This window comes from Bradyrhizobium sp. SZCCHNR1017 (assembly GCF_032381375.1).
Lineage (GTDB): Bacteria > Pseudomonadota > Alphaproteobacteria > Rhizobiales > Xanthobacteraceae > Bradyrhizobium.
Genome location: NZ_JAUHIR010000015.1, coordinates 67,391 through 94,283, shown reverse-complemented (window position 1 = coordinate 94,283; position 26,893 = coordinate 67,391). Strand labels below are relative to the sequence as shown.

Below are 26,893 nucleotides of genomic sequence, written 5' to 3'. Positions count from 1 at the left end.
TCGTTCCCCGGGGAACAAAACGAGCCTTGCGGCTTTGTAATTGGGGTCGTCTCGGTTTCTAGCGAACCGGGACGCCGTTTTATTGTCAATGGCATCACCGTGAACAAATTTGCGCACACGTTCGAGAGCGTCGCCCTCAAAGACGCTTTCTCCCCTATTCTGCCCTCTTTTGAGGAGAGCCGCATCTGTCGAGGCCGAGACATCTTTCGAGACGCCTCCGATCGCAGCCGCATCATCATCCTCTCTCCTAGGTGAGGGCCTCATGAACCTGATGTCATCCCTGGATTCGCCCAGCCTGCAGACCGAGCCCGACGGCGACGGTCTCTGGTACAAGGACGCGATCATCTATCAGCTGCACGTCAAGGCGTTCGCCGACAGCAACAATGACGGCGTCGGCGACTTCGCCGGCCTGACCGACAAGCTGGACTATCTGCAGGACCTCGGCGTCACCACGCTGTGGCTGCTGCCGTTTTACCCCTCGCCTGGCCGCGACGACGGCTACGACATCGCCGATTACGGCAGCATCAATCCCGATTTCGGGACGATGAAGGAGTTCAAGCGCTTCATCCAAGAGGCCAAGCGGCGCGGCCTGCGGGTGATCACCGAGCTCGTGGTCAATCACACCTCCGACCAGCATCACTGGTTCAAGCGCGCCCGGCGCAGCCCGCCCGGCTCCAGCGCCCGCAACTGGTACGTCTGGAGCGACACCGACCAGAAATATCTCGGCACCCGAATCATCTTCACCGATACCGAGAAGTCCAACTGGACCTGGGATCCGGAGGCCGGCCAGTTCTACTGGCACCGCTTCTTCTCGCACCAGCCGGACCTCAACTTCGACAATCCGCGCGTGGTCAACGCGATCATCCAGGTGATGAAACGCTGGCTCGATGCCGGCGTCGACGGCTTCCGGCTTGACGCCATCCCCTACCTCTGCGAGCGCGACGGCACCAACAACGAAAACCTCCCCGAGACGCATGCGATCATCAAGCGCCTGCGTGTCGAGCTCGACAATTACGCCAAGGACAAGCTGCTGCTGGCGGAAGCCAATCAGTGGCCGGAGGACGTTCAGGAATATTTCGGCCAGGGCGACGAATGCCATATGGCCTATCACTTCCCGCTGATGCCGCGCATCTACATGGCGATCGCCCAGGAGGACCGCTTCCCGATCACCGACATCCTGCGCCAGACGCCCGACATTCCCGCGACCTGCCAATGGGCGCTGTTCCTGCGCAATCATGACGAGCTGACCCTGGAGATGGTCACCGACGTCGAGCGCGACTATCTGTGGTCGACCTACGCCAACGATCCGCGTGCGCGCATCAATGTCGGCATCCGCCGCCGCCTCGCGCCGCTGATGGACAATGACCGGCGCAAGATCGAGCTGATGAACTCGCTGCTGATGTCATTCCCCGGCACGCCGATCATCTATTACGGCGACGAGATCGGGATGGGTGACAACATCTATCTCGGCGACCGCAACGGCGTACGAACGCCGATGCAATGGACGCCCGACCGCAATGGGGGCTTCTCGCGCGCCGACCCGGCGCGGCTCTACGCGCCGATGATCATGGACCCGGTGTACGGCTACGAGGCGGTCAATGTCGAGGCGCAGTCGCGCAGCCTGTCGTCGCTTTTGAACGCCACCAAGAAGCTGATCTCGGTGCGCAAGTCGACGCTGGCCTTCGGCAGGGGCACCATGACCTTCATCCGCCCGGCCAACCGGTCGGTTCTGGCCTATGTCCGCCAATACAAGGACGAGGTCATCCTCTGCGTCGCCAACCTGTCGCGCTCGGCGCAGGCGACCGAGCTCGATCTCTCGCCATTCAAGGATCGCGTCCCGATCGAAATGCTCGGCCGCTCGCGCTTTCCCGCCATCGGCGAACTGCCTTACATGATCACGCTCGCGCCCTACGGATTCTACTGGTTCCAGCTCAAGGAGCGCGAGAAGTCGGAGCCCATCATCCAGCGCGCGGTACCGGAGTTCGAGACGCTGGTCGTGCCGCTCGGCTCGACCTGGGTATCGCTGGCTCGCACTCGCAGCGTGTTCGAACGCGACGTTCTGCCCGGTCATCTGGCGCGCGCACGATGGTACCCCGAGCGCTCGGCGGACGCGATCCATCCGACGCTGACCTCGGCGATCCCGTTCTGCGACATCGGCGACAACCGGCCCTGGCTGATCTTCTTCAAGGCCGCCGAGCGCGACGAGAAGCGGCGCTATCTGCTGCCGATGCAGATCGAGTGGGTGCGTTTCGATCGCGATCGCTACAATCCGCAGGCCTTCGCCGCCGTGCGCCAGGGCGCCCGCGAGGGAACGCTGCTCGATGCAGCGACGAGCCCGATCTTTCTTGCGCTGCTCCTGCACAATCTGAAGCAAGCGTTGACGGTCGAGGAAAACGGGGTGCGCCTCGAATTCCGGCCGACGTCGCGGTTTCCCGACAAGCAGATCCGCGAATCGGAGCAGGTGCGCGTGGTCGAGACCGACCGCTGCAGCAGCAAGGCGGTGGTCAACAACGAGTTCTTCATCAAGCTCCGCCGCGAGCTGGAGGCTGGTCCGCACCCGGAGATCGAGATCGGCGGTTTCCTCACGGAGACCGTAGGCTTCGCCAATGTCCCGCCGCTGCTCGGCAGTGTCGAGGTGATCCAGGAGGGCGAGCGGCAGACCGTCGGCTGCGTCCACGGCTTCGTCGAGAACCAGGGCGACGGCTGGACCGTCAGCGCCGCCTATCTCGATCGCTACGTCGACGACCAGCGCGTGTTCGCCGCGAGCGGCGACGAGCGGCAGAGCGAGGAGCTGTCGCCCTATCTGCGCTACATGGCGCAGGCAGGCCGTCGCGTCGGCGAGTTGCATGCGGCGCTCGCCTCGCGCAGCGACATCGTCGATTTCGCGCCCGAGCCCACGAACGCAGATCATCTCGATCACTGGATCGACCGGCTGCGCGGCCAGGCTGACCGGATCCTCACGGGCCTGAGCGAGCGCCGCGATCACCTCAAGGATCCGGAACGAGGGCTGGTCGACCAGGTGCTCGCCAGGCGCGGCGAGCTGTCGGAGCGCCTCAGCAGCCTGATCCCGCACCATATCGGCGGCTGCGACATCCGGCTGCATGGCGATTTCCATCTCGGCCAGATCCTCATCGTCAAGGACGATATTTTCATCATCGACTTCGACGGTGACGAGGAGCAGCCGCTTGCGGAGCGTCGGCGCAAGGCGCCGCCGGCGCGCGACATCGCAGGCTTCCTGCGCTCGATCGATTGCTCGGTCCGCGTCGCCCAGGAGCGCGCCCTGAGGGCGAGCCAGGACGATCACGGCCGTATCGCCGCCGCGCTGTCGGAATGGCGCGACCAGGCCGCGACCGCCTTCTTGGCTGGCTATCGCGAGATCAAGGCCAGTCAGCGCCTCTGGCCGGACGATCCGCATACGGCGGAGGCGCTCCTTAACTTTTTCATGCTGGAAAAAGCCCTCGGAGCGCTCGAATATGATCTGGCTCACCGGCCGGACTGGTTGCGCATCGCATTGAGCAACCTGCTTCGCGTCCTGTCCGAGCCAGCATCAGCCAGCGAGTCCTCATGACCCATCTTTCTCCCGAGGCGTTTGCGATCATCGAAGGTCGGCATGCCGACCCGTTTCGCTATCTCGGTCAGCACAATGTCGACGGGCGGACGGTCGTGCGCGCGTTCCTGCCCGAGGCCTCCCGCGTCGAGGTGGTCGGCGAGCACGGCGACGTCGCCGCGCTGACGCGCATCCATGATGCCGGCCTGTTCACCGGGACCATGCCGTCGCTGCAGCGCTATCGGCTTCGGGCGACATTCGGCGACCACGTCACCGACCTCGAAGATCCTTATCGTTTCCTGCCGATCCTGAGCGACTTCGACCTGCATCTGCTCGGCGAAGGCAATCATGAGCGGCTCTACGACAAGCTCGGCGCGCATCCAATGGTGCTCGACGGCGTCGACGGCGTCGGCTTCGTCGTGCTCGCGCCGAACGCGCGTCGCGTCAGCGTGGTCGGCGATTTCAACTTCTGGAATGCGCGGCGCCACCCGATGCGCGTCCGCGGCAACGGCTACTGGGAGCTGTTCATTCCCCGCGCCAGGGCCGGCGACCACTACAAGTTCGACATCATCGGCCCGCAGGGCGAGCACCTGCCGCTGAAATCGGACCCGATGGCCTTCGCGGCCGAGATGCGTCCCAAGACCGCATCGATCGTGGTCGACGAGTCCAGCCTGCCGCGACCTCGGCCGGCGCCGCATGACATCAACAAGCTGAACAGGCCGGTCTCGATCTATGAGGTGCATCTCGGCTCCTGGCGGCGCAAGGACAATAACCAGTGGCTGACCTATCGCGAACTCGCCGAGCAACTGCCGGCCTATGCACGCGACATGGGCTTCACGCACATCGAATTCCTGCCGGTCAGCGAGCACCCGTTCGACGGCTCCTGGGGCTATCAGCCGACCGGCCTGTTCGCGCCGACCAGCCGCTTCGGCAGTCCTGAGGACTTCTGTGCGCTGGTTGATGCGTGCCACCGCGAGGGCCTCGCGGTGTGGCTCGACTGGGTGCCAGGCCATTTCCCGGATGACCCGCACGGCCTAGGCCATTTCGACGGCACCGCGCTGTACGAGCACGCCAACCCGATGCAGGGCCGGCAGCTCGACTGGGGCACGCTGATCTACAATTACGGCCGCACCGAAGTCGCCAATTTCCTGCGCTCGAACGCGCTGTTCTGGCTGGAGCGCTACGGCATCGACGGTCTGCGCGTCGATGCCGTCGCCTCGATGCTCTATCTCGACTACAGCCGTCCGTCCGGCGGCTGGATTCCGAACAAATATGGCGGGCGCGAGAACCTCGAGGCCATCGAGTTTCTGCGCCGGACCAATATCGACGTGTTCGGCCATTTCCCGCAGGCGACGACGGCTGCCGAGGAATCCACGGCGTGGCCGCAGGTGTCTCGCCCAGTCGACATGGGCGGGCTCGGTTTCGGCTACAAGTGGAACATGGGCTGGATGCACGACACCTTGCGCTACATCAGCAAGGACCCGATCCACCGCAAATATCACCACGGCGAGATCCTGTTCGGCCTGCACTACGCCTTTTCGGAAAACTTCATCCTGCCGCTGTCGCATGACGAGGTCGTGCACGGCAAGCGCTCCATCCTTGGCCGGATGCCGGGCGACGACTGGCAGCGTTTTGCCAACCTGCGCGCCTATTATAGCTTCATGTTCGGGCATCCCGGCAAGAAGCTCCTGTTCATGGGTTGCGAGCTCGCCCAGGAGCGCGAGTGGAATCACGATACCTCGCTCGACTGGCATCTGCTCGGCGACGCCAAATATGCCGGCATCCAGGCCCTGATCCGCGACCTCAACCATCTCTACCGCAACGTGCCGGCGCTGCATGAGCGGGACTGCGAGCCGGACGGCTTCGAGTGGTTGACGACGGACGACTCCGACCGAAACGTCTTCGCCTGGGTGCGCAAGGGCTTCGATGAGCACGCGCGCTGCGTCGTGGTCGTGAACTTTTCGCCCAACGTGTATTACAATTACCGGGTCCGCGTGCCGTTCGGCGGCAGATGGAGGGAAGCTTTCAATTCCGACTCCCTGCATTATGGCGGCAGCAATGTCGGCAACGTCGGCCAGGTCCATGCCTCTGAAGAACACCAGCTCAACCTCATCCTCCCGCCCATGGCAGCGGTATTTCTCCTCCCGGAAGCCTGACGCAATGCGCCTGGCCGCCGGAAGCCACGCCCGTCTCGGAGCAACCTGGGACGGACGGGGGACCAATTTTGCCCTGTTCTCCGCCAATGCCGAGAAGGTCGAGCTCTGCCTGTTCGATAGCCAGGGCCGGCGCGAGATCGAGCGCATCGAACTGCCGGAGCGGACGGAGGATGTCTGGCACGGCTATCTCAACGATGTCTCGCCGGGGCAGCTCTATGGCTACCGTGTCTACGGTCCTTACGAGCCGGAGCAGGGCCACCGCTTCAATGCCAACAAGCTGCTGCTCGACCCCTATGCCAAGCGGCTCGCCGGCCGGCTGGTCTGGAGCGACGCGCATTTCGCCTACCGCGCCGGCTCGCCGCGCGAGGATCTCTCGTTCGACCGGCGCGACAACGCCCGCGGCATGCCCAAGGCTGTCGTCATCGACGAGACCTTCAACTGGGGCCGGCGCGAAATGCGGCCGCAGATCCCGTGGGAGGACACGATCATCTACGAGGCCCATGTCAAGGGCCTGACCAACAAGCGCGACGACGTCCCACCCAATCTGCGCGGCACCTATGGCGGGCTGTCGTCGCCGGCGATGATCAAGCATCTGAAGCGGCTCGGCGTCACGACGATCGAGCTGCTTCCCATCCACGCCTTCATCGACGACCGCATGCTGGTCGAGAAGAAGCTGGTCAACTACTGGGGCTACAACACGATCTCGTTCTTCGCGCCGGAGCTTCGCTACGCGCAGGACAATCCGCTCGATGCCTTCCGGACGACGGTGGCAAGGCTGCACGATGCCGGCATAGAGGTCATGCTCGACGTCGTCTACAACCACACCGCCGAGGGCAACCATCTCGGACCCACCCTGTGCTATCGCGGCATCGACAACGCGTCCTACTACTGGCTGAAGCCCGACAATCCGCGCTTCTACGACGACTTCACCGGCTGCGGCTCGTCCGTTAACCTGACGCATCCGCGTGTGCTCCAGATGGTGATGGACTCGCTGCGCTACTGGGTCGAGGTCTGCCACGTCGACGGCTTCCGCTTCGACCTTGCCACCACCCTGGCGCGCGAGAAGCACGGCTTCGACCGGCGCAGCGGCTTTCTCACCGCGATCCGCCAGGACCCGGTGCTGGCGAGCGTCAAGCTGGTCGCAGAGCCCTGGGACGTCGGTCTCGGCGGCTATCAGGTCGGCGCATTCCCCTCGCAATGGTCCGAATGGAACGACCGCTATCGTAGCGCCATGCGTCGCTACTGGAGCGGCGAAGGCAGCCTGATCGGCGAGGTGTCGAGCCGCATGACCGGCTCGTCCGACATCTTCAACCATGACGGCCGCACCCAGCGCGCCAGCGTCAATCACGTCACCGTCCATGACGGGTTCACGCTGGCCGATCTCTTCAGCTACAACAGCAAGCACAATGAGGCGAACGGCGAGGACAATCGCGACGGCTCCAACGACAACCACAGCAACAATTTCGGTCATGAGGGGCCGACCGACGACGTGACGATCACGGCGCTGCGGCGGCAGTCGCGCAAGAACCAGCTCGCCTGTCTGTTCCTCGCGCAGGGCCTGCCGCTGCTGCTCGCAGGCGACGAGGTCGGCAACTCGCAGCATGGCAACAACAACGCCTATTGCCAGGACAACGAGGTCGGCTGGGTGGACTGGAGCGGCATGGGCCGCGAGGTCGATGATCTCATCGACTTCATCGCGCACATGACCGAGCTGCGCCGCCGCTTCGGCCAGATTCGCGCACGTCGCTGGCTCGATGGCCGCCGCCCGGACGGCAGCTTCGGCGTGCTGTGGCTGACGCCTTCGGCGGAGGAGATGACACAAACCGACTGGACCTTTCCCGACGGACGATTTCTCGCCTATGTGCTCGCTCCGGTGGAACAGGAACAGGCTCCGATCTTTATCGTTCTGAACGCGGCCCCCGAAGAGATCGGATTCAAATTGCCCAAGCTTGCCGAGTACAAGACGTGGCAACAGGTCCTGAACACCACCGAAGCCCAGCAGACGCCGATCGATTTCGCGTCCGGTGCGGACCTCAAGGCCCCGTCCCGCTCCGTGCTGGCGTATGCGGGCCAGTCATGAACGGCCGTCAATTCGGACCTCGGCTCACGCAGGACGGCACGACGTTCCGGCTGTGGGCGCCTGCCGCCAGGCGCGTCGATCTGATCCTCGACGTCAAGCATGAGATGCAACGCGGGGATGGCGGTTGGTATTCGCTCGACGTCGCCGGCGCCGGCGCCGGCACGCGGTATAAGTTCCGTATTGACGATGAGCTCGACGTTCCAGATCCCGGCTCGGATTTCCAGCCGGAGGATGTCTCCGGCCCGAGCGAAATCATCGACCACCGTGCCTACACCTGGCGCTCCGAAAACTGGCGCGGTCGTCCATGGCAGGATGCCGTGTTCCTCGAAAGCCATGTCGGCACCTTCACGACGGAAGGCACCTACCGCGCAATGATCGACAAGCTCGATCATCTCGTCGAAACCGGCATCACCGCGCTCGAACTGATGCCGCTGGCGGACTTCGCCGGCTCCCGCAACTGGGGCTATGACGGCGTGCTGCTCTACGCGCCGGACAGCGTCTATGGGCGTCCCGATGATCTGCGCGCGCTGATCGACGAGGCGCATCTGCGTGGCATCATGGTGTTTCTCGACGTCGTCTACAATCACTTCGGCCCGGAGGGAAACTACATCGGCCGCTATGCGCCGACCTTCTTCACCGACGCGCATACGCCGTGGGGCAGCGCGATCGACTACCGGCTCTCCGAAGTGCGCGCCTTCGCGATTCAGAACGCGTTGCATTGGCTGACGGACTATCGCTTCGACGGCCTGCGCTTCGACGCCGTGAATCACATCCTGTCCAACGAGGGTGAGATCCCGATGCTGCACGATCTCAGCGCCGCCGTGGGCAAGCTGGTCGAAGCAACCGGGCGGCACATCCATCTCGTGCTCGAAAACGGCGACAACCGCGCCAGCATGCTGGATTCCGCAGAGGAGCCGCCGCGCGGCAAATTCCGCGCGCAGTGGAACGACGACTATCATCACACCTGGCACGTGATCCTGACCGGCGAGAGCGGCGGCTATTACGGTGACTACCAGCAGGCGCCGCGCCGCGATCTCGCTCGCGCGCTCGCCTCCGGCTTCGTCTACCAAGGCGAACCCGCGGCATTCTGGGGCGGCGATCCGCGGGGCGAGCCGAGCGGTCATCTGGCCCCCGGCGCGTTCGTCAACTTCCTGCAGAACCACGACCAGATCGGCAACCGCGTGTTCGGCGACCGCCTGGAGGCGCTGGCGTCGCCGGAAGGGATCGCGGCGGCACTCGCGGTGACGCTGCTCGCGCCCACCGTCCCGATGCTGTACATGGGCGAGGAATGGGGCTCGAAGCAGCCGTTCCCGTTCTTCTGCGACTTCCAGGGCGACCTCGCGCATGCCGTGCGCAACGGACGCCGCAGGGAGTATGAGTGGGCGTACGCCAAATATGGCGACGAGGTTCCCGATCCGCTCGACATCGAAACCTTCAAGTCTGCAATCATCGACTGGGACTCCCGCAATGAGTCGCCGGGGCGCGAGCGTCTCGCGCTGGTGCGCGCGCTCCTTGCGGTGCGTCACAAGGAGGTTGCGCCGCGGCTTCCGGGAGCGAAATTCGGCGAGGCGGACGTGACCGATGACGGTCGCCTGAGCGCGCATTGGCTGATGGGCGATGGCAGCCGGCTAAATCTGCTTGCCAACGTCTCCGACAGGGAGCTCGCGGCTTCGCCGACCGGCGTCCCGGGCACCCCGATCTGGGGCGACACGCCTGGAGACCGCCTGCCGCCGTGGTCGGTGTTCTGGAGCATCGGGGGATAGCATGCCTCCGGCCATTCCCCTCGCGACCTATCGCCTGCAGCTCACGGGTGATTTCAACTTCGAATCGGCCGCACGCGTCTTGCCATATCTGAAGGCGCTGGGCATCAGCCACGTCTACGCTTCGCCCTTCATGACGGCGCGGAAGGGCTCGACGCATGGCTACGACATCACCGATCATTCCAAGCTCAATCCCGAGCTCGGCGGCGAGGACGGCTTTGCGAAACTGAGCGCGGCGCTGAAGCAGTACGATCTCGGCCTCATCCTCGACTTCGTGCCGAACCATGTCGGCGTGCATTTCGACGACAATCCGTGGTGGCTCGACGTGCTCGAATGGGGCCAGGCTTCGCCGCACGCCGCCTCGTTCGACATCGACTGGGACCAGTTGCCGTACCGCGCGCGCGGCGGCGTGCTGCTGCCGATCATCGGCACCTCCTACGGCCACGCGCTCGAACATGGCGACATCGAGCTGCGCTATGATCCGGACGAAGGCTCGTTCTCCTGCTGGTACTTCGAGCATCGGTTGCCGATCGCGCCGGAGCGCTACGGCGAGGTATTGCGCATCATCGTCAAGGAGGCCGGTGAGGAGAGCAGCGAGGCCGGCAAGGCGATTCTCGACCTGGCGTCGCGCTATCGCGGCTTGCGCCATCCGAACCGCAAGGAAGCGCCGGCGTTCAAGGCGGCCCTCAAGGCCATTCCCGGCGCGGCCGACGTCATTGCCCAGGGGATCGCGGCCTATAAGGCCGGCCCCGACCGTGGTGCGCAGACGCTCGCTCTGCATCATCTGCTGGAGCGACAGCACTACAAGCTCGGCCATTGGCGGCTTGCGTCCAGCGACATCAACTACCGCCGCTTCTTCGACGTCAACACGCTGGCGGGCCTGCGCGTCGAGGACGCCGGCACGTTCGAGGCTATCCACCGGCTGGTCAAGAAGCTGATCGCGGATGGTCAGTTGCAGGGTCTGCGGCTCGACCATATCGATGGCCTGCGCGATCCCGCACAATATTTTCAGCGCCTGCGCCGGCTGATCCGCGACGCTCGGGGGCCCGCAGCCGGGCCGTTCTACGTCGTCATCGAGAAGATTCTCTGCGAGCACGAGAAGCTGCCGGGTTTTGCCGGCGTGCACGGCACCACCGGCTACGAGTGGATGAACGTCATCACCCAGGTCCTGATCGACGGCAAAGGTCTGGAGCCCTTGGACGAGATCTGGCGCCAGATCAGCAACAAGCCGCCGAAGCTCGCGCCTGTGATCAAGGAGGCCAAGCGGCGCGTGCTGGAGACGCTGCTGACCAGCGAATTCACCGTGCTGACCCGCCTGCTGGCGCGCATCGCCAACGGCCACTACTCGACGCGCGACTATTCGGAAGACATCCTGCGCCAGGCGCTCGAGCTGTATGTTCTTCACTTCCCGGTCTATCGCACCTATCTCACCACAGCCGGCCCGACCGAGACCGACCGCAAGCTGATCGACCACGCCATCGCAGGCGCCCGGGCCGAATGGTTCGCCTCCGACGGCTCGATCTTCGAGTTCCTGCGCGATGCGCTGACCATGGATCTCATCAAGCGCGACCGCAGCACCAACCACAGCGTCCCGCGTGTGCGCCGCTTCGCCCTCAAGGTGCAGCAGTTCACCGGGCCGATGATGGCGAAGTCGCTGGAGGACACCGCCTTCTACCGCTTCCACCGACTGCTCGCGCTCAACGAGGTCGGTGGCGATCCAGCGGCGCATGCTCTGGCGATCGCCGACTTCCACAAGCTGATGCGGGACCGCGGCAGGCATTGGCCGCACGGCATGACCGCCACTGCTACCCACGACACCAAGCGCGGCGAGGATGCGCGCACGCGGCTCGCCGCCATCACCGAGCTGCCCAACGATTGGACGTCCGCAATGGCGCGCTGGAAGACCTTGAACGCGCCGCACGTCATCACGGATGGCAAGATGCGCGCGCCCTCGGCGGCGTTCGAATACATGCTGTATCAGACACTCGTCGGCATCTGGCCGGCAAGCGGCACCGATGGCACCCTGCCCGAGCGGTTGCAGGCCTATGCGCTGAAGGCCGCGCGCGAGGGCAAGGAGGAGACCAGCTGGCTCAATCCGAACGAGGCCTATGAGAACGGCCTGCGCGCCTTCATCGACCGCATCCTGGATCGCGAGCGCTCGCCCGAGTTCCTGCAGTCGCTGGAGACGCTTTCCAGGCGACTCGCTTTGCTCGGCGCGCTGAACTCGCTGACCCAGCTCACGCTGAAGGCGACGATGCCCGGCGTGCCGGATTTCTATCAGGGCACCGAGTTCTGGGACCTTTCGATGGTCGATCCCGACAACCGCCGCCCGGTCGATTTCGCCGCGCGTGAGCATGCGCTGCGTGCGTGCGAGACTCCCGACTGGGCCCACCTCGCGGACCAATGGCCGGACGGCCGCATCAAGCTCGCCTGGACGCGGGAGCTGCTGAAGCTTCGCAACCAGATGCCCGCCGTGTTCACCGACGGCTCCTACGAGCCGCTCGAGGTGAGCGGACGTCATGCCGATCACGTCATTGCCTTCGCACGGCGGCGTGGGCGCGACGCCGTCGTCGTCGTCACCGTGCGCAACTTTGCACCCTTCACCGACGGTGGCCGGGTGTGGCCCCACGCAGATGGTTTCGAAGCCGAGGTTCATGCCCGCGGCTACATACCGGCGGACATGCAGGACGGCATCCTGGCGGTGTCCTCCATCTTCACGCATTTGCCTGCAGCGGCGATCCCGGCGCGGACCGACGCGGCAGCCCACCCGCCTGGTCGACGTCGGACAGCAGCGGCGCCGACCTGATCAGCTCTTCTTCGTCAACAGCAGCTGGCCGCGGCTGCGGATCGCGGATTGCGCCGCCTCGGCAAAGCGCTGCAGCAGCCAGGGCAGCACGACCTCGACACGCACGTGATCGTCGGCGACGTCGACATGGCCCGACGCCGCCTGACCGAGCGCGCGAACGCGAAAGATCATCTTGTCGCCCTCCCAGCGCTCTTCGTCGACCTTCAGGACCGGAACGCTGGTCGCGGCGCGGCTGAGACCGGCCTGGAGCCGGCGCACGGCCTCGTCCTTGCCGAGGCGATGCGGAATGGAAACGACAAGCGGTCTTGACATCGCGATCTCCTGACTAACAACCCTCTCTACGTAGTCATCGGTGGCTACGACCGCAAAGACACACGCTGCATTTTACTTGTTCCCACGCGGAACTTTCGAAGTTCCAACCAGTTTCCTCGGCGAAGGCAGAGCACGTTGTCGCCCCGCTGCCGGGCACTGGAGGGAAGCACATGTCCATCGGAACTATCATCCTCATCATTCTCATCATCGCCCTGCTCGGCGGCTTTTCCGGCATCGGCGGCGGTCCGTTCTACGGCACCGGCTACTACGGCGGCGGCGGCCTCGGCCTGATCATCGTCATCGTGCTGATTCTCGTCCTGCTCGGACGCATCTGATCCGATCGATCTCATAGCCATCCAACTGATCAGCTCGGGCCGACGTGGCCGCGCCACGTCGGCCTGGCCTTGATTGCGCCCCCGCATCGCATCCCTTACACTTCGTTCGCGAGCTTCCTCATCGCCGGCTTGATCGCTCCGGCCGCGTCGTCATAGCCCTCCCACGCCTTGGTCTTGGGCAACAGCGCCGGCGCGGTTCGGACCGTGTAGCGCTTGGGTTCGAGCCCGTTCTTCACCTGCGCCCAGGTCAGCGGCATCGACACGGTGGCGCCTTCGCGAGCGCGCGGCGACAGCACGGCGACCGCCGTCGACATCCGGTCGTTGCGCAGATAGTCGAGGAAGATCTTCCCTTTGCGCAGCTTCTTCGACATGTTGAGCAGGTACTGCTCCGGGCGGTCGTTCGCCATCCATTGGCACACGCCCTGTGCAAACGCCTTCGCTTCGGGCCAGCTCACCTTGTCGCGCGCGCCGTGCAGCAACGGCGTCACCACATGCAGACCCTTGCCGCCCGTGGTCTTGCAGAAGCTCTCGAGTCCGAGGCTCTTCAAGCGCTGGCGCATCTCCTTGGCGGCCGCGATCACCTCCTCGAACGCGACGTTCGGCGCCGGATCGAGATCGAACACCAGCCGACCCGGGACGTCATAGGCGTCCGGCGCGCAATTCCATGGATGCAGCTCGACGGCGGCGACCTGGGCCACCGCGATCAATCCCTCGACGCGGTCGATCTGCAGATACGGTTTGCGGTCGCCCGAGACCTTGACCAGCTCCAGCAGGTCCGACATGCCCTGCATGCCGTGCCGCTGGAAGAATTTTTCGCCACCGATGCCATCAGGCGCACGCACGATCGAGCACGGCCGCCCCCTCAGATGCCCGATCATCCAGTTGCCGACGGCTTCCAGATAGGTCGCAAGATCAAGCTTGGTGACGGGCTCGCCGTCGCCGGCGTCCGGCCACAGCGCCTTTTCGGGCTTGGAGATCGCAACGCCCATCACAGTCGCCGAGCCCTTCGTGCGTGACGGCGTCTTGTGCAGCGTGGTGCCGACGGTCGCGACGCTCGCGGCGGCCCGCGCCACCGGCCTGGCAACCTTCGTCGTCACCACCGGCGCCTCGGCAACGACCTCGCGGGCCGGCTTGTCCTCGCGCAGTCCCTTGAACGAGGCCTGCCTGACATTGCCGTCGCCGGTGAAGCCGGCAAACTCGATCTCGGCGACCAGCTCGGGCTTGAGCCAATGCACGTCACGCGTCTTGCGCGGCGCGTTCTTGCCGCTGAACGGGCTCTTGTCGGATGCCGCCGCCTTCAGCGCCGGCATGATCTCCTTCACCGTGTCCTGGCCGAAGCCGGTGCCGACGATCCCGACATAAGCGAGATGATCGTCCTTGTTGACGCCGACCATCAACGATCGGAATTTGCCGTTGGTCGTCTTCCAGCCACCGATGACGACCTCGTGGCCGGGCCTGGTCTTGGCTTTGGTCCAGCTCTCCGTCCGTCCCGAATGATAGGCCGAGTCCAACTTCTTCGAGACGATTCCTTCGAGGTTCAGCTTGCGCGCCGACTCCAGCACGGCTTCGCCGTCGCTCTCGAAATGCTCGACGTAGCGGATCCGCGGTGTCTTGCCCTTGATATGCGCCTTCAGCAGCTTCGCCAGCCGCGCCTTGCGCTCGCGCAACGGCTGGCGGCGCAGGTCGAACTCCTCGGCGAACATCAGGTCGAAGGCGAAGAAGATCAGCTCGTCGGTTTCGCCCGCTGAGATCGCCGCCTGCAGGGCGGAGAAATTCGGATTACCGTCCTTGTCGAGCGCGACGATCTCGCCGTCGATGATCGCATCCGGCAGCTTCGCGGCCTCCTGCGCAATCGCGCCGAACTTGGCGGTCCAGTCCAGGCCCTTGCGGGTCTTCAAGGTCGCCTCGCCGTTCTCGACCCGGATCTGGACGCGGTAGCCGTCGAACTTGATCTCGTGCGCCCAGCCCTCGCCGCTCGGCGGTTGCGCGACCGACGTGCAAAGCTCGGGCGGCACGAAGTCGGGCAGCGACGATACCGTCTTCGGCGCAACGCGGGCCTTGGTGCCGTTTGCCTTCGCGGCCCTCGCTTTCGGTGATGAGGCCTTCGTAGTCGGCTTGGTTTCGCTGTCACTGCGGTTGGAGTGCCACACCGCATCCGCGTTCATGCGCTGCGTCTTGGCGAGCATGAACGGCTTCGGCGCCTTGCCCTTGCCGGCCGCGATCTGCTCCATCGTGCGGCCCGAGGCGACCGACTTGTCGGCATCCAGGATATCGTTGGCCTCGCCTTCCCGGGCAAACTCGTCGCGATGCTTGATCAGCAGCCAATTGGTCCGCTTGCCGCCGGTGCGATCGTGGCGCATCCGCACCAGCACCCAGCTGCCATGCAGCTTTTCGCCCTCGAGAGTGAATTTGAGATCGCCCTTCTTGAACCCGCGCTCCGGGTCCTCGCTGTCCCAATAGCCGCGGTCCCACAGCATGACGGTGCCGCCGCCATACTCGCCTTCCGGGATCGTACCTTCGAAATCGCCGTAGTCGAGCGGATGATCCTCGACCTCGACCGCAAGTCGCTTGTCGTGCGGATCGAGCGACGGCCCCTTGGTGACGGCCCACGACTTGAAGACGCCGTCGAATTCGAGCCGCAGGTCGTAGTGCAGGCGCGTTGCGTCATGCTTCTGGATGACGAAGCGCGGCCGCGCCGTACGCGCGACCTTGGCGTCGCCGGACGGCTCCGCCGTCTTGTCGAAATCGCGCTTCTTGCGATAGGTGGAAAGCTTCCCGAGCGCCACGGTGATCCCTCGCGTTGAGTGGTAGCGTAGCAAAGCCGGCGAACTCGTGGAACCGGCCGCATCGGCAGGATAACTTCGGGCAAAGTTCCGCGTTCCCGCGGCTCATGGAGGGCCCAGGCTGTGCTGGCGTCCGCCCTCTGCCAGTCGAGAGGGCGCAGGGAAGGCCGGGAGCTCGCCGCCCCCATGGCCCGCCTGCAGAAAGAAATGCAGGCGGCAGGTACCACAGGTGCAGCCGAGACATCCCGGCCCTCCCTGCGCGACGGCTTTAACGGCTGCTTCGCGTTCTCCCCGGTGCGCCGGGCTTGTTGGCCACCGTGTCACGACAATGCGCCTGCGCGCATTGCGCTGGATACCAGCATCGGGGTATCAGGACCGCGCGACTTGACCGTGCATGCCGGATTGTTCGTCGGCGCGACTGAATCACGCTGCAATCCGACATACCCATCGCATTCCGCTGCCGACGTCCGTGACGACCGCGATACGTCCCCTCCGACGCAACGGAACGGGCCGGACCATAATGCTGATTTTACGAAGTCGTCAAGCGAATTATTTTTTCCCGAAGCGACCTTCGCCGGGCTCATGGAACCCACACCGATGCTTGCCCGTTGCAGCCTCGTCCGGATTGTCCAAGGAGACCACGATGGCCCCCCGCGCCTACTGGAAAGGCTCGCTCAAACTCTCGCTCGTCAGCTGCCCCGTCGTGCTCTATCCGGCGTCGACGTCGGTCGAGAAGACGCGCTTCCATCTGATCAACCGCGAGACCGGCAACCGGCTCAAGCAGCAGATGGTGGACGCCGAGACCGGCGACATCGTCGAGGGCGACCAGAAGGGCCGCGGCTATGAACTCGCCAAGGGACAGTATGTCGAGATCGAGCCGGAGGAGCTGGAGGCGGTCCAGATCGAGAGCAACCATACGATCGACATCGACAGCTTCGTGCCGCGCGACGAGATCGACCAGCGCTATCTCAACCACCCCTACTACATCGCCCCCGACGGCAAGGCGGCGCTCGACGCCTTCGCGGTCATCCGCGACGCCATGAAGGACCAGGAGCGCGTGGCGCTGGCGCGGATCGTGCTGACCAACCGTGAGCACGTCATCGCCATCGAGCCGATGGGCAAGGGCATGCTCGGCACCACGCTGCGCTTTCCCTATGAGCTGCGCGACGAAGCCGAGTTCTTCGACGACATCAAGGCGCCGAAGATCAGCAAGGACATGGTCGAGCTGGCCGGCCACATCTTGCAGACCAAGGCAGCCCATTTCGACCCCTCGGAGTTCAAGGATCAGTACGAGACCGCGCTGAAGGCGCTGGTGAAGCGCAAGGCCTCGGGCAAGCCGATCAAGCTGCCAGAGCCGGCGGAGCGGCCCGACAACGTCGTCAGCCTGATGGATGCGCTGAAGCAGAGCCTGAACGGCAAGAGCCGAAAAAAGACAGCTCGTGCGGCGTCGCGGCGGACGCGCACGCATCGACGCCCGGCGAAGAAGGCGCATCGGTCGGCGGCGCGGCAGAGGAAGGCGGGGTGAAAGCCAGCAGCTGCCTGCGTGGCGCAAGCGGCCTCCACACCCACCGCCGTCGTCCCGGCGAACGCCGGGACCCATACTCCGCGGCGGGTGTTGTAAGACAAGACTTGTCCCACATCCCGCGCAATAACATCTCCCTGGGGTTATGGGTCCCGGCGTTCGCCGGGACGACAGCGGAGAATTTTGCGACGGCTGCGGGTCATGGCGTGCGCGATGATCGTAGCCCGAATGATCGCCTCGTCAGCTCTTCTTCGACTTCTTCGTCGTCGTTTTCTTGGTAGTCTTCTTCGTGCTCTTCTTGCTCGCCTTCTTGGCCGTCTTCTTCGCCGAAGACTTCGCACTCTTCTTCGGCGGCACCTTCTTGCCTTCGCGGCGCGCCTCCGACAGGCCGATCGCGATGGCCTGCTTGCGGCTCTTGACCTTGCGACCGGAACCGCCGCTGCGCAGCGTGCCGGCCTTGCGCTTCTTCATGGCCCGGCCGACCTTGGCCGATGCCTTGCGCGAGTATTGTCGTGCCATGAACATCCTCCCGATTGCGACACGTAAACCGCGTCGGCGAGACGAAAGTTCCAAAGCGCAAGCTGATGCCGCATACCTCCACCCATGCTTTCACGATCGCGGGAATCGAAGCCCGTCGATATATCGAGATTCCAATGCAGCTTCGCGCTCATCGTTTCGATGACGGATAGACCGAGAAGCCAATCAGACGTTCTGATCCGCTGCATGAGGCGCAACTGGACAAGGCGACGGTCCGAATGATGCGTCCCTGGCCTCTTCCTCAGTCAGCAATTTCAGGAGCACCGTCCGCTTGGACTCATCGTTGAATTCAGCGAGACGTTTCCTGAACAGGATGAGGTTCTGCAGATGAATGTATTCTTCCATGACCGACCTCACTGATGGGAGCCAAGAACGACGTCGATGGACGAACGGCAAACGAAATCCAGGTGTGCAATATCTTTGATCTCATCGGGTCTTCCGAACCCGTCAAGGTCTGGATCTTGTGCTGCGATCTCGAACAGTCCCTGCAGGCTGAAAGATCGAACGCGCAGAACCCCTCACCGGGACATAGGCCGGCCTTCATGCCGAAGCGGCACCGCAACGCGTCGGGCTGACCTTGATTGAGATGAATTTCGGGCATGATGCTCTTCCCAGTATCGCCGATGACAATCTCTGCGCCGCAGTCGGCAGCCTCGCCCCCCCCCAAATTCAGATCGTGTTCTGACAAGCCGAGACATGGCACGTCCCGTGTTTACACCGTCGTGCATGCAAACGCACGATCAGCTGCGCCGATGAGGTGGCACGACCGCGGTCTCGATCATCCGTTGATCCGGAGAACGGGCGCCTGCGGACGTACTGTGCCGCAGCGCGAGATGACCGGCTGGTCAAAATTGCTCGAAAATATAACGAAACGAGCTGATGCCGCCCGCGGGACACGCAAGCTCGCCCATCGAATGGCGATGCCAACGCCCCTGACACACAGGACCAGTCGGCCGATACGGCCAAAGCTCAGTCCGGCGCGCGCAGCCGATAGCCGATGCCGGTCTCGGTCAATACGAATTGCGGGCGCTCGGGATCGGCCTCGATCTTCTGCCTGAGCTGACGCACATAGACGCGCAGATATTGCGCGTCGGTCAATTCGTCCCACAGCTCCTTGAGCAGGAAGCGGTGCGTCAGCACCTTGCCGGCGTGCTGCACCAGGACGCGGAGCAGATCGTACTCCTTGGGCGACAGCTTGATCTCGCGGTCGCCGACCTTGACGATGCGGCGGACGAGATCGACGGAGAGATCGCCGGTGCGGAACACCGGACGCTCGCCCTGCACCTGCAACTGATGCCGCAACGCCGCGCGCAGCCGCGCCAGCAGCTCATCCATGCCGAACGGCTTGGTGATGTAGTCGTCGGCGCCGAGATCGAGCGCCTGGACCTTGCCCGCCTCGTCGCCGCGGCTGGACAGCACCACGACCGGCACGGCCTCGTTGCGGCCACGGATGGTTCGCAGCAGCTCGAGCCCGTCGACGTCGGGCAGGCCAAGGTCGAGAATGATCAGCGCCGGCTCCTGGCCCAACAGCTCCAGCGCGATCCTGCCGTTCGAGGCTTCGAGAATCTCGTAGCCCTGCGTGGTCAGGCCCATCCGCAGCAGCTTGCGGATCGGCGGCTCGTCGTCGATCACGAGCACCTTGATCGGAGCGCCGGTCATGCGGCCGTATCCAGCGGTCTGGCCTGCGCCGGCACGGGCAGGCGGATGGTGAGGACCGCGCCGGGCCGATCGGTGCGGTTGCCGGCGAAGATGCGGCCATGCATCGCCTCGATGAAGCCGCGCGAGATCGCGAGCCCCAGACCGGTGCCGGGCCGCACCTGGTCGCCCTTCTGCACGCGATAGAACTTGTCGAACACGTGCTCGACCTCCGCGGCGGGAATGCCGTCGCCTTCGTCACGGATCTCGAGCATGACCCAGTTGTTGTCGCGGGCCGCGCGGATCGCGATCGAGGTCTCGGGAGGCGCATATTTGGCGGCGTTGTCGAGCAGATTGAACAGCACCTGCTCGAACAGCACCGCGTCGACCTCGACCATCGGCAGATCGGGGGCCAGCTCGAGCGAGACATGATGACCGGCGAGGATCTTGCTCGCGCGCCGCAGCGCGCTGCCGACGATCTCGCCGACGTCGTGGCGCGCGGCGTTCGGCACGATTGCGCCCGATTCCAGCCTGGTCATGTCCAGGAGATTGGCGATGAAGCGGTTGAGCCGTTCGGATTCGTCGATGACGGTGGCGAGCAGGTCGAGCTTCTCCTTGTCGGACAGCCGGGCCGCGAGATCGCGCATCGTCGAGGCCGCGCCGAGCACGGAGGCGAGTGGCGTCTTCAGATCGTGCGAGATCGAGGTGAGCAGCGCCGAGCGCAGCCGGTCCTGCTCCATGGTGCGCTTGACCTTGTCCATGTCCTCGACCAGCAGCACGCGCTCGATCGCGAGCGCGCCCTGGTCGACCAGGGCATCGAGCAGCCGGCGCTGGTCCGGCGTCAGCAGCGGCCCGGTGCGATCGTCATCAATGCCGATGACGCCGATCGAGCCGCGCCCGGTGCGCATCGGCAGGAACAGCCGCTTGGCGCCCGGCAGCGTGTCGGAGCCGCGGCCGGCGGCGCGGTCGTTGCTCCAGGCCCAGCTCGCGGCGGCGAGGTCGGCGTCGTCGAGCTGATCCTCCGGCGGGTAGCCGGTCATGACCGTGAGCTTGCCGTCCTGCGGCAGCAGCAGCACGACCCGTACCTTCAGCATCAACGCCGCCTGATAGGCCGTGGCCCACAGCACGTCATCGAGGGTCGCGGTGCCCGCAAGCTTGCGGCTGAAGGCATAGAGCTGCTCGGTGGTCCGGACGCGGTGGGTGGCGGCGTCAGCCTGAACGCGAACGCGCGCGGCGACGTTGGACACCAGGATCGCGATCAGCATGAAGAAGAAGAACGCGCCGATGTTGGTCGGATCGGTGATCGTGAACGTATACAGCGGCGGAAGGAAGAAGAAGTTGTAGCAGAGCGAGGCGGCGAGGCTCGCCAGCAGTGACGGCCACAGGCCGTAGCGTGCGGCGACGCCGACCACGGCCGTGAGGAACACCAGATCGACGTTCTCGATGCCGAAAACGGGCTGGATCAGCTCGGCGAGGCCAAGGCCGACAGCCGTGATCAGCAGCGCCTTCAGATAGGGCTTCGGCTGCAGCGGCTCGCTGCGCGCTCGCGTCTGGACCGAGCTGCTCGTGGTGTCCGGCGCCTCCTCGCCGGCGATGACGTGGATGCTGATGTTGCCGGCGCCCCTGACGAGGTCGTGGACCACGGAGCCCCTGATGATCTCGAACAGGCGCGAGCGGCTCGACTTGCCGATGATGATCTGGGTGACGTTGTTGGCCTGCGCGAAGTTGATGAGGTCATCCGCGATACGCCGGCCGACGCCCGGAATCGTCAGCGCCTCGCCGCCGAGGGTCTCGGCCAGCCGCAGCGTATCGGCGAGCCGGTCGCGCTGCTTGTCCGTGAGCTGCAGGTTGCGCCGGGTCTCGATGGTAACGGCGGTCCACGGCGCGTGGACACGGTCGGCGAGCCGCTTGGTGTAGCGCACCAGCCCTGTCGCCCGCGGGTCCTCCGACACGCAGACGAGGATGCGCTCGCCGGCTGCCCAGGGGCCGGCGATGGCATTGGCTTGCATGTGGGTGAGCAGTTGCTCGTCGACGCGCTCGGCCGTCCGGCGCAGCGCGAGCTCGCGCAGCGCGGTCAGGTTGCCGGGCGAGAAATAATGCTCCAGCGCCCGCTCCGCCTGCTTGGGCACATAAACCTTGCCCTCCTTCAGTCGCTGGATCAGATCGTCGGGCGTGAGGTCGATCAGTTCGATGGCGTCGGCGCGGTCGAGGATCGAGTCCGGGACGGTCTCGCGCACGCGCACATGGGTGATCTGGGCGACGACGTCGTTGAGGCTCTCGATGTGCTGGACGTTGACCGCGGTGTAGACATCGATGCCGTGCGACAGCAGCTCCTCGACGTCGAGATAGCGCTTGGGGTGGCGGCTGCCGGCGGCATTGGTGTGCGCGAGCTCGTCGACGATCGCGAGCTTGGGGCGGCGCGCGATCACGGCATCCAGATCCATCTCCTCGACGATTTGGTCCTTGTAGGAAATACGTTTGCGCGGGACGACCTCCAGGCCGCGCACCAGCGCCTCGGTCTCGGCGCGGCCATGCGTCTCGACGAAGCCGATCACGACGTCGACGCCGGCCCTCAGCTTGGCATGCGCGCTCGACAGCATCTCATAGGTCTTGCCGACACCGGGGGCGGCGCCGACGAAGATCTTGAGCTTGCCGGCAGGACTGTCCTCCCGCCGGGCCGCTTCGAGCAGGGCTTCCGGCGAGGGACGTTGGTCAGGATCGCGGCGTTGACTGGCCATGCGGCATTATAGACGGAGGGACCTCGGCGCCAAGGCCAAGACCTTCAAAGCGAAGACCTTCAAGGCGTCATTGCGGTTTGGCAGCATCGAGTGCCAGGTTGAGCGCAAGCACGTTAACGCGGGGTTCGCCGAGCAGTCCGAGCAGACGGCCCTGGGTCTGCCGCGCGATCACGGCCTGGACGCTCGCCTCCGGCAAGCCGCGTGCCTTGGCCACCCGCGGCACCTGGAACAGCGCCGCCTCCGGCGAGATGTCCGGATCGAGCCCGCTCGCCGAGGTCGTCACCAGATCGACCGGCACGGCCTGCGCGGGATTCTCCGCCTTGAGCTTGTCGACGTCCTCCTTGACGCGGTCGGCCAGCGCCTTGCTGGTCGGGCCGAGATTGGAGCCGGACGAGTTGGCGGCGTTGTAGGGCGCAGAAACCGTCTTGGTGGAGTCGTTCGGATCGGCGGCCGAGGTCGCCGACGGACGGCCGTGGAAATATTTGTCGTCCTTGAACTCCTGACCGATCAGCGCCGATCCGATCACCTTGCCGTTGCGTGTGATCAGGCTGCCCTCGGCCTGCGCCGGAAAGATGGTACCGGCGACGACGGTCATGGCGAGCGGGTAGAGCAGCCCGGTGATCAGGGTCAGCGCGAGCAGGACCAAGATGGCGGGACGGATTTCTTTGAGCATGTGAATCTCCTGTGTCTCTCCCGTCATTGCGAGGAGCGAAGCGACGAAGCAATCCAGCGTCGTGAGGGCGGAGACAGTCCTGGATTGCTTCCGCCGTCGCCCTTCGGGCTATGGCGGACAAGTCGCTTCGCTCGCGATGACGGGGTTTGTGGTTGTCAAGCCAGGTGCAAGGCGGTCACGATCAGGTCGATCGCCTTGATGCCGATGAAGGGGATGATGATGCCGCCCAGCCCGTAGATCATCAGGTTGCGGCCGAGCAGCGCGCCGGCGCCGATGGCGCGGTAGGCGACGCCCTTCAGCGCCAGCGGGATCAGCGCGATGATGACGAGCGCGTTGAAGATGATCGCCGACAGGATCGCGCTCTGCGGGCTCGCCAGGTTCATGACGTTCAGCACGTTGAGCTGCGGGTAGAACGCCAGGAACATCGCCGGGATGATCGCGAAATATTTGGCGACGTCGTTGGCGATCGAGAACGTCGTCAGCGCGCCGCGCGTCATCAAGAGCTGCTTGCCGATCTCGACCACCTCGATCAGTTTGGTCGGATTGGAGTCGAGATCGACCATGTTGCCGGCTTCGCGCGCGGCCTGCGTGCCGGTGTTCATGGCAACGCCGACATCGGCCTGCGCCAGCGCCGGCGCATCGTTGGTGCCGTCGCCGCACATCGCCACCAGCTTGCCCTTGGCCTGCTCGTCGCGGATGAGCTTGAGCTTGTCCTCAGGCGTCGCCTGCGCCAGGAAATCATCGACGCCGGCTTCGGCGGCAATCGCCGCCGCGGTCATCGGGTTGTCGCCGGTGATCATGATGGTGCGGATGCCCATCCGACGCAGCTCGGCGAAGCGTTCGCGGATGCCGCCCTTGACGATGTCCTTGAGCTGGACGACGCCGAGCAGGCGCCCGTCCCTGGCGACCGCGAGCGGCGTGCCGCCGGATTTGGCGATGTCGTCGGAGATGGCACGGATCTCGCGGACAAGCTCGCTCTCGACCGGCTGGACCGCGCGCACCGTGCTGCCGGAGACGGGCTGGGTCGGGCCGCCGCCGATGGAGTTGAGGATGGCGTCGACCGCACCCTTGCGCACCGAGGAGCCGCCGGCATCGACGCCGCTCATGCGGGTCTGCGCCGTGAACGGCACGAAGGTGGCGCCGAGCTCGGCCATGTCGCGGCCGCGGATGCCGTATTTGTCCTTCGCCAGCACCACGATCGAGCGGCCCTCCGGTGTCTCGTCGGCGAGCGATGCGAGCTGCGCCGCGTCGGCGAGCTCCTGCTCGCTCACGCCCTTGACGGGACGGAATGCAGTCGCCTGGCGATTGCCGAGCGTGATGGTGCCGGTCTTGTCGAGCAGGAGCGTATCGACGTCGCCAGCGGCCTCGACCGCGCGGCCCGACATCGCCAGCACGTTGAAGCGCACCAGGCGGTCCATGCCGGCGATGCCGATCGCCGACAGCAGCGCGCCGATCGTGGTCGGGATCAAGGTCACGAACAGCGCCACCAGCACCACCACCGAGATCGAGCCGCCGGCATAGGCCGCGTAGCTCGGGATCGTCACCGTCGCGAACACGAAGATGATGGTGAGGCCGGCGAGCAGGATGTTGAGCGCGATCTCGTTCGGCGTCTTCTGCCGCTCCGCGCCCTCGACCAGCTTGATCATGCGGTCGATGAAGGTCGAGCCTTGCGCGGCCGTGATCCTGACGCGGATCCAGTCCGACAGCACCTGCGTGCCGCCGGTCACCGCCGAGCGGTCGCCGCCGGATTCGCGGATGACGGGCGCGGATTCGCCGGTGATGGCGGCCTCGTTGACCGAGGCGACACCCTCGATCACCTCGCCGTCGGAAGGGATGGTGTCGCCGGCCTCGACCAGCACGAGATCGCCGACCTTCAGGCTGGTGCCGGGCACGAGCTTGTAGGTGTGATCGGCCGGGTTCGTGCCCGTCAGCAGCTTGGCCTGGCTCTCGGTGCGCGTCTTGCGCAGCGAATCCGCCTGCGCCTTGCCTCGGCCTTCGGCGACGGCTTCGGCGAAATTGGCGAACAGCACGGTGAACCACAGCCAGAGAATGATCTGGAAGGTGAAGCCGAGATTCGCTCCGCCGGTCACGACGTCGCGGAGGAAGATCACCGTGGTGAGCGCGGCGACGACCTCGACCACGAACATCACCGGGTTTCTGATCATCAGCCGCGGGTCGAGCTTGACAACCGCGGCCTTGATGGCCGGCAGCACGATCTTCGGGTCGAGCATCGTCGACATCGACGAGCGCTTCTGCAGTTTCATGGTGTCCATGGAGGTTGCTCCGAGATCAGAACACGGTGCCGGCGGCCATCGCGAGATGCTCGACGATCGGACCGAGGGCGAGAGCCGGGAAGAAGGTGAGGCCGCCGATGATCAGGATGACGCCGACCACGAGGCCGACGAACAGGCCGCCCGTGGTCGGGAACGTGCCGGCCGAGGGCGGGATCGACTTCTTCCCGGCGAGCGAGCCCGCGATCGCCATCGCCGGAATGATCATGAAGAAGCGGCCGACGAACATCGAGGACGCGAGCGTGAGGTTGTAGAAGAAGGTGTTGCCGGTGAGGCCGCCGAAGGCCGAGCCGTTGTTGGCGGTCGCCGAGGTATAGGCATAGAGCACCTCGGTGAAGCCGTGCGGACCGGCATTGGCCATCGACGCGACGGCCGAGGGCAGCACCACCGCGACCGCGGTCCAGCCGAGATACATCAGCGGCAGCACCAGGATCGCCAGCATCGCCATCTTGACCTCGCGCGCCTCGATCTTCTTGCCGACATATTCCGGCGTGCGCCCGACCATCAGGCCGGCGACGAAGATCGCGAGCACGACGAACAGCAGTATGCCGTAGAGCCCGGCGCCGACGCCGCCTATGATGATCTCGCCGAGCTGCATGTTGATCAGCGGGATCATGCCGCCAAGCGCGGTGAAGCTGTCATGCATGGCATTGACCGCGCCGCAGGAGGCGGCCGTCGTGATCACGGCGAACAGTGACGACGCGACGATGCCGAAGCGGACCTCCTTGCCTTCCATGTTGCCGCCCGTCAGTCCCAGCGCGTTCAACGTGGTCGTACCGTTGGCCTCGGCCCCGTAGGTGATGGCGACGCCGGCGATGAACAGGACGCCCATCACGGCGAGGAGCGCCCAGCCCTGGCGCTGGTTGCCGACCATGCGGCCGAACACGTTGGTCAGCGCGGCACCGAGCGCGAAGATCGAGAGCATCTGGATGAAGTTCGACAGCGCGTTCGGGTTCTCGAACGGATGCGCGGCGTTAGCATTGAAGAAGCCGCCGCCATTGGTGCCGAGCATCTTGATCGCGACCTGCGAAGCCACCGGGCCGACCGCGATGGTCTGCTTCGCCCCTTCCAGCGTCGTGGCCTCGACATAGGGCCCGAGCGTCTGCGGGATGCCCTGCCAGACCAGGAACAGCGTGTAGACGATGCAGAGCGGCAGCAGCACATAGAGCGTGCAGCGGACGACGTCGACCCAGAAATTGCCGACGGTCCGCGCCGAGGCGCGCGAGAAGCCGCGGATCAGCGCGATCGCGAGCACGATGCCGGTCGCGGCCGACAGGAAGTTCTGGTGCGTGAGCCCGAGCATCTGCACGAGATAGGAGAGCGCGCTCTCGCCGCCGTAGTTCTGCCAATTGGTGTTGGTCAGGAAGCTGATCGCGGTGTTGAAGGAGAGATCCTCGGCGACCGCGGACTGTCCCGCGGGATTGAACGGCAGCACGGCCTGCAAGCGCATCACGCCGTAGATGATCAGGAAGCCGCCGACATGGAACAGCAGCATCGCGACCGTGTAGGTCAGCCAATGCTGCTCGCGGCGCTCGTCGACGCCGCCGATCCAGTAGATTGCGGACTCGACCGGCCGCAGCACCGGCGACAGGAAGGTGCGCTCGCCATTGAAGACGCGCGTCATGTACCAGCCGAGCGGCTTGGCGAGCGCGACGATGACGGCGCAGTAGAGCAGGATCTGGATCCAGCCGATCACAGTCATGGGGATGTTGTCCTTG

Annotated in this window: 17 protein-coding genes; 8 read left to right on the top strand and 9 right to left on the bottom strand. The window is 65.1% G+C overall.

Features of this window, described 5'->3' with window-relative positions:
• Positions 1-262: 262 nt before the first annotated feature.
• Genes treS through treY form a run of 5 tightly spaced genes read left to right on the top strand, consistent with a single transcriptional unit; the run spans position 263 to position 12,349 of the window.
• Entirely contained in the window at positions 263-3,568 is a 3,306-nt protein-coding gene (gene treS, locus QW863_RS28855; protein ID WP_315718001.1) for a maltose alpha-D-glucosyltransferase, read from the top strand.
• Positions 3,565-5,703, top strand: coding sequence for a 1,4-alpha-glucan branching protein GlgB (gene glgB / locus QW863_RS28850; protein ID WP_315718000.1), 2,139 nt, complete (start codon positions 3,565-3,567; stop codon positions 5,701-5,703). The genes treS and glgB overlap by 4 nt, the downstream gene beginning before the upstream one ends.
• 4 nt (positions 5,704-5,707) lie before the next feature.
• A complete protein-coding gene (glgX, locus tag QW863_RS28845; protein ID WP_315717999.1) occupies positions 5,708-7,783 on the top strand; it encodes a glycogen debranching protein GlgX in 2,076 nt (691 codons plus the stop codon).
• Entirely contained in the window at positions 7,780-9,546 is a 1,767-nt protein-coding gene (gene treZ, locus QW863_RS28840) for a malto-oligosyltrehalose trehalohydrolase (protein WP_315717998.1), read from the top strand. The genes glgX and treZ overlap by 4 nt, the downstream gene beginning before the upstream one ends.
• Before the next feature lies 1 nt (position 9,547).
• The gene (gene treY, locus QW863_RS28835) at positions 9,548-12,349 is read left to right on the top strand and encodes a malto-oligosyltrehalose synthase (protein WP_315717997.1); all 2,802 of its coding nucleotides are present in this window, start codon (positions 9,548-9,550) and stop codon (positions 12,347-12,349) included.
• Here treY and QW863_RS28830 read toward each other — a convergent pair whose 3' ends face one another.
• Positions 12,350-12,661 (bottom strand): polyhydroxyalkanoic acid system family protein, encoded by a 312-nt coding sequence (locus QW863_RS28830; protein ID WP_315717996.1) that lies wholly within the window; start codon positions 12,659-12,661, stop codon positions 12,350-12,352. It lies immediately after the preceding gene.
• A 170-nt stretch (positions 12,662-12,831) separates the two neighbouring features.
• On the opposite strand from QW863_RS28830, the gene QW863_RS28825 reads away from it, so the two are divergent.
• Positions 12,832-12,996, top strand: coding sequence for a DUF3309 family protein (locus QW863_RS28825; RefSeq protein ID WP_006614022.1), 165 nt, complete (start codon positions 12,832-12,834; stop codon positions 12,994-12,996).
• Between the two features lie 95 nt (positions 12,997-13,091).
• Here QW863_RS28825 and ligD read toward each other — a convergent pair whose 3' ends face one another.
• Positions 13,092-15,782, bottom strand: coding sequence for a DNA ligase D (ligD, locus tag QW863_RS28820; RefSeq protein WP_315717995.1), 2,691 nt, complete (start codon positions 15,780-15,782; stop codon positions 13,092-13,094).
• Positions 15,783-16,422: 640 nt separating this feature from the next.
• Here ligD and QW863_RS28815 point away from each other — a divergent pair.
• A complete protein-coding gene (locus QW863_RS28815) occupies positions 16,423-17,304 on the top strand; it encodes a Ku protein (protein ID WP_315717994.1) in 882 nt (293 codons plus the stop codon).
• A 237-nt stretch (positions 17,305-17,541) separates the two neighbouring features.
• On the opposite strand, the gene QW863_RS28810 is transcribed toward QW863_RS28815, so the two are convergent.
• Together QW863_RS28810 and QW863_RS28805 are read right to left on the bottom strand one after the other, a co-directional pair.
• A complete protein-coding gene (locus tag QW863_RS28810) occupies positions 17,542-17,820 on the bottom strand; it encodes a DUF6496 domain-containing protein (RefSeq protein WP_315717993.1) in 279 nt (92 codons plus the stop codon).
• A gap of 183 nt (positions 17,821-18,003) precedes the next feature.
• Positions 18,004-18,183, bottom strand: coding sequence for a hypothetical protein (locus tag QW863_RS28805; protein ID WP_315717991.1), 180 nt, complete (start codon positions 18,181-18,183; stop codon positions 18,004-18,006).
• Positions 18,184-18,197: 14 nt separating this feature from the next.
• On the opposite strand from QW863_RS28805, the gene QW863_RS28800 reads away from it, so the two are divergent.
• Positions 18,198-18,413 carry a hypothetical protein gene (locus QW863_RS28800; RefSeq protein WP_315717989.1) on the top strand — a complete coding sequence of 72 codons (216 nt, stop codon included), beginning with the start codon at positions 18,198-18,200 and terminating at the stop codon, positions 18,411-18,413.
• A gap of 394 nt (positions 18,414-18,807) precedes the next feature.
• On the opposite strand, the gene QW863_RS28795 is transcribed toward QW863_RS28800, so the two are convergent.
• The 5 genes from QW863_RS28795 to kdpA form a co-directional block, all read right to left on the bottom strand.
• Complete coding sequence (locus QW863_RS28795) at positions 18,808-19,497, bottom strand: response regulator transcription factor (protein WP_315717988.1); 690 nt, start codon at positions 19,495-19,497, stop codon at positions 18,808-18,810.
• On the bottom strand, positions 19,494-22,211 hold the full coding sequence (locus QW863_RS28790; protein ID WP_315717987.1) for a sensor histidine kinase KdpD: 2,718 nt from the start codon (positions 22,209-22,211) through the stop codon (positions 19,494-19,496). The genes QW863_RS28795 and QW863_RS28790 overlap by 4 nt, the downstream gene beginning before the upstream one ends.
• A 67-nt stretch (positions 22,212-22,278) precedes the next feature.
• A complete protein-coding gene (locus tag QW863_RS28785; RefSeq protein ID WP_315717986.1) occupies positions 22,279-22,884 on the bottom strand; it encodes a K(+)-transporting ATPase subunit C in 606 nt (201 codons plus the stop codon).
• A 155-nt stretch (positions 22,885-23,039) separates the two neighbouring features.
• Positions 23,040-25,157 carry a potassium-transporting ATPase subunit KdpB gene (gene kdpB / locus QW863_RS28780; RefSeq protein WP_315717985.1) on the bottom strand — a complete coding sequence of 706 codons (2,118 nt, stop codon included), beginning with the start codon at positions 25,155-25,157 and terminating at the stop codon, positions 23,040-23,042.
• Between the two features lie 16 nt (positions 25,158-25,173).
• A complete protein-coding gene (gene kdpA, locus QW863_RS28775; protein ID WP_315717984.1) occupies positions 25,174-26,877 on the bottom strand; it encodes a potassium-transporting ATPase subunit KdpA in 1,704 nt (567 codons plus the stop codon).
• Positions 26,878-26,893: the final 16 nt, after the last annotated feature.